Origin of the sequence: Bifidobacterium biavatii DSM 23969 (assembly GCF_000741165.1) — a bacterium.
Taxonomy (GTDB): Bacteria; Actinomycetota; Actinomycetes; order Actinomycetales; family Bifidobacteriaceae; genus Bifidobacterium; species Bifidobacterium biavatii.
In genome coordinates, this window is sequence record NZ_JGYN01000032.1 from 1 (window position 1) to 8,054 (window position 8,054).

Sequence of the window (8,054 nt, forward strand, 5' to 3'; positions counted from 1 at the left end):
TCTTCGAAACCTCGATTCCTGAAGAACTGCATGATGCGGCGCAGATTGATGGCCTCTCATTCTTCGGCTACTTCCTCAAAATCGTGATCCCCCTGTCCAGTGCGATCATCGCCGTGTTGGGCTTGTATTACTTCGTGGGTCATTGGAATGATTACTTCACGGGCCTGATCTACATTCGTACGGATACGAAGCAGCCCCTGCAGATGGTGTTGCAGAACATCCTCTTGGCGAACCAGACTCAGCAGGGCGGTGCCGGTAACGGTGGCCAGAGCGCACTCCAGCAGCAGCAGTTGGCTGACCAGATCAAGTACGGCGTGATCATCGTCTCCACCGCCCCCCTCCTGATCCTCTACCCGTTCCTGCAAAAGTACTTCAACAAGGGCGTCATGATCGGCGCCGTGAAAGGCTGATCCAACAACACAGCATCGTGCAAAGCGCGATACTGTATCAGCGGCGTTAGCGATAAGAACCCGTCGAAGCGTGGAAGCGTTTCGGCGGGTTTCTTTGATTGCACCGTAGAATCGTGGACATGGGCAAAGACGACAAGAAGACGGACGCCAAAGATGGCGGCAAGGTCAACAAGGCTGTCAAACCGGATAAGTTCGACCGGGATAAAGACAAAACCACCAAGCCGGACAAGCGCATCGACAAGACGCTCAAACGTGCGGAAGACCGGATCGGCGCGATCGAGGCGAGCACCACGGTGGCCGAGCGTCTCGCCAACGCGGCCAAATCAAGTGAACTGCTCAGCGCGGTCTGGTCGCTGCCGCCGGCGCAGCGGCTCATGTTCCATCACGGCGTAAACGCCAACGACGTCATCGGCGATTCGACGCCCGGCTTCGACGGCGACAAGGACGACGCGGAACGGTTCATCGCGCTCAGCTCGTCCGAAATCGCACGCTATCAGAACCTGCTGTACGCGAACGGCGTCAAGGGTTCCCGCCGCAGGCTGCTCATCGTGCTGCAGGGCATGGACGCCTCCGGTAAAGGCGGCATCGTCAAGCACGTCTTCCGTCAAGGCAACCCGATGGGCATCCATTATCACGGCTTCGGCAAACCAAGCGCGGAGGAACTCGCGCACGGCTTCCTCTGGCGCGTCGAACGCGAACTGCCCGATCCCGGCTGGATCAGCGTGTTCGACCGGTCGCACTATGAGGACATCGTCATGCCGCACGTTTACGGCACCGTGCCGGAAGCGGAATGGCGCGCACGATACGATCTCATCAACGAGTTCGAGCGCAATCTGGTCGCCGACGGCTGTGCGATCATCAAAATTTTCCTCGTCGTCAGCAAAGACGAACAAAAACGCCATTTTCTCTCGAGGCTTGAGGATCCGACCAAGTTCTGGAAGTTCGACGTGTCTGATTTGGATGCGCGAGACCGTTGGGACGACTACATGGCCGCATGGCAGGAGGTGTTCGAGCACACGAGCACGCAGTCCGCGCCGTGGTATCTCGTGCCGGCCGACAACCGGTGGTATTCTCGCGCCGTCGTGTCCGAGTTGCTGCGCACCACCTTGAAGAACATGAATATGACGTGGCCGCCGTTGGACGCGGGCGTCGACCCGGTGGAGGCCAGAAGGAGACTGGGCTAGTCGGGGCGTCTTGGTTCCCGGGATTTTGCGGCAAAAATCCCGGGAACTGGACCGTGTTCGGTTTTCCGCCTTGTTCCCCGGAATCGCAACGATTCTGGTATGTGAGTTTGCGCGGTAATGTGCGATTCCTGGTTCCCGGGATTTATGGTGCCAATCCCGGGAACCGGAAGGCGTCGAGTAGACTGGGAGACATTATGGCAGATACTGAGACTTATGGCTCCCTAGGGGCATTGGCGCCGAGTTGGGACGACGGCGACCGCAACATCGACACTGACGAAATTTACGAGCGCTTCTTTAACTGGGTGCACGACGTCAAGCACGTTGACCCATGGCCCCATCAGGAAGAGGCCATCATGGACCTCCTCGCCGGCGACCACGTGATCCTGAACACGCCCACCGGTTCGGGCAAGTCGCTCGTCGCGCTCGGCATGCACTTCGCCGCATTGTGCACCGGCCGACGCTCCTATTACACCGCCCCGATCAAGGCGCTCGTGTCGGAAAAGTTCTTCGATTTGGTCGACGTGTTCGGTCGCGACAACGTGGGCATGATCACCGGCGACACGCACATCAACTCCGATGCGCCGATCATCTGCTGCACGGCTGAAATCCTCGCCAACCAAGCGCTGCGCGAAGGCCGGCACGCGGACGTCGGCTGCGTGGCGATGGACGAATTCCATTATTACGGCGATCCGGAGCGCGGCTGGGCGTGGCAGGTGCCGCTGCTGACCTTGCCGAAGACGCAGTTCCTGCTCATGAGCGCGACGCTCGGCAACGTGGATGCGATCGCCGACAAGCTCGAAGACATGACCGACACGGACGTGGACATCATCGCCGACGCGCCGCGACCGGTCCCGCTCACCTACGAGTACACGCTCGACCCGCTCGAGAAAACCGTCGAGCTCGCGTTCCGCGAAGGCTCCACGCCGATCTACGTCGTCCACTTCTCGCAGGACGCGGCGCTCGACACCGCGCAGGCGCTCGCCTCGACCGGCGTCTCCAGCAAGGAGCAGCGCGCGGCCATCGCCGAAGCGGTCAAGGGCTTCAAGTTCACCACCGCGTTCGGCAAGATCCTGCAGCGGCTCCTGCGTACCGGCATCGGCATCCATCACGCCGGCATGCTGCCGCGATACCGTCGACTCGTCGAACAGCTCGCCCAACAGGGCCTGCTGCCGGTCATCTGCGGCACCGACACGCTCGGCGTCGGCATCAACGTGCCGATTCATTCCGTCGTGCTCACCGCGCTCACCAAATTCGACGGCACGCACATGCGCAAGCTGCGCGCACGTGAGTTCCATCAGATCGCCGGCCGCGCGGGCCGCATGGGCTTCGACACGGAAGGCCTCGTGATTGCCGAAGCCCCCGAATTCGAGATCGAGAACGCGAAAGCCGTGGCCAAGGCCGGCAACGATCCGAAGAAACTCAAGAAGGTCAAGCGCAAGAAGGCACCCGAAGGGTTCGTCACGTGGAACCAGGCCACGTTCGACAAGCTCATCGACGCGGCTCCCGAAACGCTCGTGCCGCACATGAAGATCACGCATTCGATGGTGCTCAACGAGGTCGCGCAGGGCGGCGACGCGCGCTACCGCGTCGACCGGCTCATCGACGACTCCGCGCAGACCCCGGACCAGAAGGAGCAGCTGCACCAGCGCGCCGACGAGATCTTCCAGACCCTGTTCGACACGAAGGTCATCGAAACCGAGGATCGCGACGACGGCGGCAAGGACTATTTCCTCGACGTGGACGTGCCCGACGACTTCGCGCTCGACCAGCCGCTCTCGCCGTTCCTGCTCGCGGCTTTGGAACTGCTCGACCCGGAATCCGACACGTACGCGCTCGACGTGATCTCCATGGTCGAGGCCACGCTCGAAGACCCCAAGCAGGTTCTGAAAGCGCAGGAGCGACAGGCGCGAGACAAGGCGCTCGCCGAGATGAAGGAGGACGGCCTCGACTACGACGAGCGCATGGACAAGCTGCAGGAGATCACGTATCCGAAGCCGCTTGAGGACATGCTGCAGGCCGCATTCGACCAGTACCGCGCCGACGTGCCGTGGGCGAACGACTACTGGCTGAGCCCCAAGTCGGTCGTGCGCGACATGGTCGAAACCGCGTCCGACTTCACGGGATACATCGCCCGCTACAACATCGCACGCTCCGAAGGCACGCTGCTGCGCTATCTGTCGGACGCGTACCGCGCGCTCGCCCGCACCGTGCCAGTCGAAAAGCGCGACGAGCAGCTCGACGACATCATCTCGTGGCTGCGCGTGGTCGTGCGTTCGATCGACTCCAGCCTCGTCGACGAATGGGAGAACGCGGGCGCCGAATCGGACGCGTCCGAAGCGGCGGCGACGCTCGCCGCGCCGGGCGCGAAGGACGCGGTGGTTGAGGATCGCCGCGGCCTGATCGTGCTGATTCGCAACGCCATGTTCCGTCGCGTGCAGCTCATGGACCTGGACCGTCCGGACGAGCTGGGCGCGCTCGACAAGGACTGGGGCTACGGCGTGCACGAATGGGAGGATGCACTCGACGACTATTACGACGAGCACGAGTACGTCGGCATCGACGCGGCCGCCCGTTCCGGCAAGCTGTTCATTCTCGACGATTCGCTCGAAAAGAAGGAGCATGCGTGGAAAGTGCGCCAGATCATCGACGACTCCGACGGTGACCACGACTGGGCCATCACCGGCACCGTCGACCTCGACACCACGCAGGAGACCGGCGAGGTGGTGTTCTTCGACTATCACGTCGGAGCCGCGTCCTGACGTTGTACGCGGATTACAGAATTGTCGAACAGGTGTTCGATGGTAGGGATATGATGGGATGCCATGAGCGATAACGACCTGTTTGACGCGGCGGACGTGCCCGAGGACATGACGCGGCCGTTGGCGGTGAGGATGCGGCCGGGCACGCTGGACGAAGTGGTCGGCCAACGTCAGGTGCTGGGGGAGGGCTCGCCCCTGCGCAGGCTCGCCAACCCCGCGTCCAAAGGATCGCTTGCCGCGCCCAGTTCGATCATCCTGTTCGGACCTCCCGGCGTGGGCAAGACCACGCTCGCCTACATCGTCGCCAAACAGTCCGGCCGCGCGTTCGAGGAACTCTCCGCCGTCACGTCCGGCGTCAAGGACGTGCGCGACGTGCTCGCCCGTGCTCGCCAACGGCTCGTGTCCGAAGGCAAGGAAACTGTGCTGTTCATCGACGAGGTGCACCGCTTCTCCAAATCGCAGCAGGACGCGCTCCTGCCGAGCGTCGAAAACCGCGACGTCACGTTCATCGCCGCCACCACCGAAAACCCGAGCTTTTCGGTCATCAAACCGCTGCTCAGCCGGTCCGTCGTCGTCAAGCTCGAATCGCTCGAACCGGACGATCTGAAAACGCTCATCACGCGTGCCGTCGACGACAAGCGCGGACTCAAGGGCGAAGTGAAGATCGGCGACGACGCGATCGACGAAATCATCCGGCTCGCCGGCGGCGACGCGCGCAAGACGCTCACCATCCTCGAAGCCGCGGCCGGGGCGGCCACCGGCGACCAGCAGCGCAAAAAAGGCGCGCGCAAGCCGATCATCACGCCCGACATCGTCAGCAAGGTCATGGACGTGGCCACCGTGCGCTACGACAAGGACGGCGACGACCACTACGACGTCATCTCCGCGTTCATCAAATCCATGCGCGGCTCCGACCCGGACGCCGCCATCCACTATCTCGCGCGCATGCTGCGCGCCGGCGAGGATCCGCGCTTCATCGCCCGGCGCATCATGATCGCCGCGGCCGAAGAGGTCGGCATGGCCGCGCCGCAGATCCTGCAGGTCACCGTCGCCGCCGCACAGGCCGTTGCGATGATCGGCATGCCCGAAGCTCGCATCATCCTCGCGGAAGCGACCATCGCCGTGGCCACCGCGCCGAAATCGAACGCCAGCTACAACGCGATCAACGCAGCGCTCGCCGACGTGGATGCCGGACTCATCGGCCAGGTGCCGCTGTACTTGAGAAACGCGCCCACCAAACTCATGAAGGAGTGGGGCAACCACGAGGGTTACAAGTACGCGCACGACTGGCCGGGCGCGGTCGCCCCGCAGGAATACCTGCCTGAGGAACTGCGCGGGCGCGAATACTACCATCCCAACGACCGCGGCTACGAGCACGAGGTCGGCCCGCGATTGGAGAAGATCCGCAAGATTTTGCACAGCGGCGAATGACGGCATCGCGCTCGCGCGCTACGGTCCGTCCGGACATATCCCCGTTCGACATGATTGTCCAGCACGGTCGGCTAAGGTGAACGGTGGTTAGGGGCGGAAACGGATGGCCGAGCGACCAGCGTTCGATTCGGTTGCGATCCGTCGAGACAAGACGCCCGAACGGTTGGTAAACCACATTCCGAGAGGCTCATGACCGCATGTGGTCGCCGCCATGCGACTGCCGTCATATGCCGTCATGCGTTGTCATGAGAGTCGAAAGCAAGAAACGGGAGTACGTATGGAATCGCCGACGACACGTCAGGTAGGCAATACCGAAACGGAACGCACCGAAATCACCCATCACGCAAACGCGGCGCACGACACGCACGCCGCACATCCCGACGAGCGCATCCCGCTCAGCCTGATCGGCTCGATCGTCGCCGTCGGCTCGCTCGCGTTCGTCGGCATCCTCACCGAAACGGTCATGACCGTGCTGTTCCCGCAGCTTATGGTCGAATTCAACGTCAACACGGCCACCGTGCAGTGGATCACCACGATCTACCTGCTCGTCGTCGCGGCCACCATGCCGCTCTCGTCGTTCCTCAACCGACGGTTCAAGCTGCGCACGCTGTTCGTCGCGGCCGTCGTGCTGGCCGTCACCGGCTCGTTCATCATGATCGTCGGCCACGCGTTTCCGCTCATTCTCATCGCGCGCGTGATCCAGGGCGTCGGCTCGGGCATCGCCACGCCGCTCATGATGAACATCATCCTCCAGCAGGCGCCGCGTTCCAAGGTCGGCCAGCTCATGGGCGTGGGCTCGCTCGTCATCACCGTCGCGCCGGCCATCGGGCCGACCGTCGGCGGCGCGATCTCCAGCGTGCTGCCGTGGCGTGCGATCTTCGTCATCGTCATTCCGATCGTGCTGCTGCTGTCCCTGCCGGTCGGCCTGCGCTGCATCCGCCAGACGCGCCCGACCGAGGCGGCGCAGCTCAACCCGCTGCAGTTCGTGGCGATCGTGCTGGCCCTGTGCGGCTTGATTTTCGCGCTCAACCAGGCCGGCGTGGCGGTCAGCGAGGCCGTGTCCGGCGGTTCCGGTGCGACCGCGGCGCTGCGCCCGGCGATTCTGGCCGTCGTCAGCCTGATCGTCGGCGTCGGATCGCTGCTGTTTTTCGGCTGGTCGTCGCGTCGCTCGTTCTCGCCGCTGATCCGGCTCGGCTGGCTGCGTGACCCGGTCGTGCTGCTGCACCTGCTGCCGTACCTGCTGCTGCCGATCAACGGCATCGGATTCGGCTACGTGATCACGAACGTGGCGCAGATGTCGCTCGGCACGACCGCGTTCGTGGCTGGCGCGCTCGTGCTGCCGGGCGCGTTGATCGGCGCGTTCTTCGCACCCGTGGGCGGCATGCTGTACGACCGGTTCGGTGCGCCCCGCCCGGTGCTCGCCGCGATCGGCACGGCCACGCTCGGGCCGATTCTGCTGCTCGTGTTCTCCATGCATCTCACGCCCGGGCTGTTGGCCGGATTCTACTTCATTTTCGGCCTGTGCTATGCGCTCGGATATTCAAACATCATGACCAGCGCGCTGAGCGGCATCGACCGCGAGTTCACGCCGGACGGCAACGCTGTGTTCCAGACCTCGCTGCAGTTCGGCGGTGCGGTCGGCACGGCCCTGTTCTCCACGATTCTCGGCGTGGCGCAGGCCGGCGCGGGCGAGGAGGGCTCGGCCGCGTTCCGCCACGCCACGGCCGTCGGCGGCGCGGCCGTATTCGCCGTGATGATCGTGATCTGCGTGGTCTCGATCGTCTCGCTCGTCGCAGCGTTCCGTCTGCGCGCCGCGCGCCGGAGGTAATCGGGCTCTTCGTATTTTGGTGTGTATGAGTGGGTTCGGTGAGGCATGGCTCTGTGGTATCGGTATCGTCCGCACGGTTCGCGCGTTCGATGCTGTGTTGTCGTGAGATTGCGCGAGAGCGCAATCTCAGCATCGCGCTATCGCGCGATGAAAACGGCATTGCGCTACGCGCAATACGCTGTTTCCGGCGGTAGCAACCGCTGCCGCGCCCGAATGGTTGCAACGCTTCCCAATGCTGGCGGTAGCTCTCGGCCCCCTCGGCTGAGGGGGCTCCCGGCGAAGCCGGGTGGGGGAGCGTCGCGGCGCTACGCGCCGCCAACAAGCACCGTATCGCGCGATAGCGCGATTCCAATACCAGCATGCACCCAGTATCCTAAAAACCCATGAGGGAATACCAGCAAGCCAACACGCCTCTCGCCCGACAACTGCGCAAGAACATGAC

General features: G+C 63.4%; 5 protein-coding genes. All 5 read left to right on the plus strand.

All coding sequences use genetic code 11. From position 1 onward, the window contains the following. Positions 1-410, plus strand: a 410-nt coding sequence (locus BBIA_RS11125; protein WP_035138408.1) for an ABC transporter permease subunit, incomplete at its 5' end; no start/stop codon positions are given. 119 nt (positions 411-529) lie between these two features. Next, positions 530-1,594 (plus strand): PPK2 family polyphosphate kinase, encoded by a 1,065-nt coding sequence (locus BBIA_RS11130; RefSeq protein WP_033496171.1) that lies wholly within the window; start codon positions 530-532, stop codon positions 1,592-1,594. A gap of 194 nt (positions 1,595-1,788) precedes the next feature. Continuing rightward, entirely contained in the window at positions 1,789-4,353 is a 2,565-nt protein-coding gene (locus BBIA_RS11135) for a DEAD/DEAH box helicase (RefSeq protein ID WP_033496173.1), read from the plus strand. Positions 4,354-4,416: 63 nt separating this feature from the next. Next, positions 4,417-5,784: a replication-associated recombination protein A gene (locus tag BBIA_RS11140; RefSeq protein WP_033496175.1), complete on the plus strand. Its 1,368-nt coding sequence runs from the start codon at positions 4,417-4,419 to the stop codon at positions 5,782-5,784. A 277-nt stretch (positions 5,785-6,061) separates the two neighbouring features. Next, a complete protein-coding gene (locus BBIA_RS11145; RefSeq protein WP_033496176.1) occupies positions 6,062-7,612 on the plus strand; it encodes an MFS transporter in 1,551 nt (516 codons plus the stop codon). The last annotated feature ends 442 nt before the right edge of the window (positions 7,613-8,054 follow it).

What these genes read in the sequence shown, in the direction of transcription:
- BBIA_RS11135 (WP_033496173.1), top strand. Translation starts at nt 1,789, where the DNA reads ATGGCAGATACTGAGACTTATGGCTCCCTAGGGGCATTGGCGCCGAGT.
- BBIA_RS11130 (WP_033496171.1), top strand. Translation starts at nt 530, where the DNA reads ATGGGCAAAGACGACAAGAAGACGGACGCCAAAGATGGCGGCAAGGTC.
- BBIA_RS11140 (WP_033496175.1), top strand. Translation starts at nt 4,417, where the DNA reads ATGAGCGATAACGACCTGTTTGACGCGGCGGACGTGCCCGAGGACATG.
- BBIA_RS11145 (WP_033496176.1), top strand. Translation starts at nt 6,062, where the DNA reads ATGGAATCGCCGACGACACGTCAGGTAGGCAATACCGAAACGGAACGC.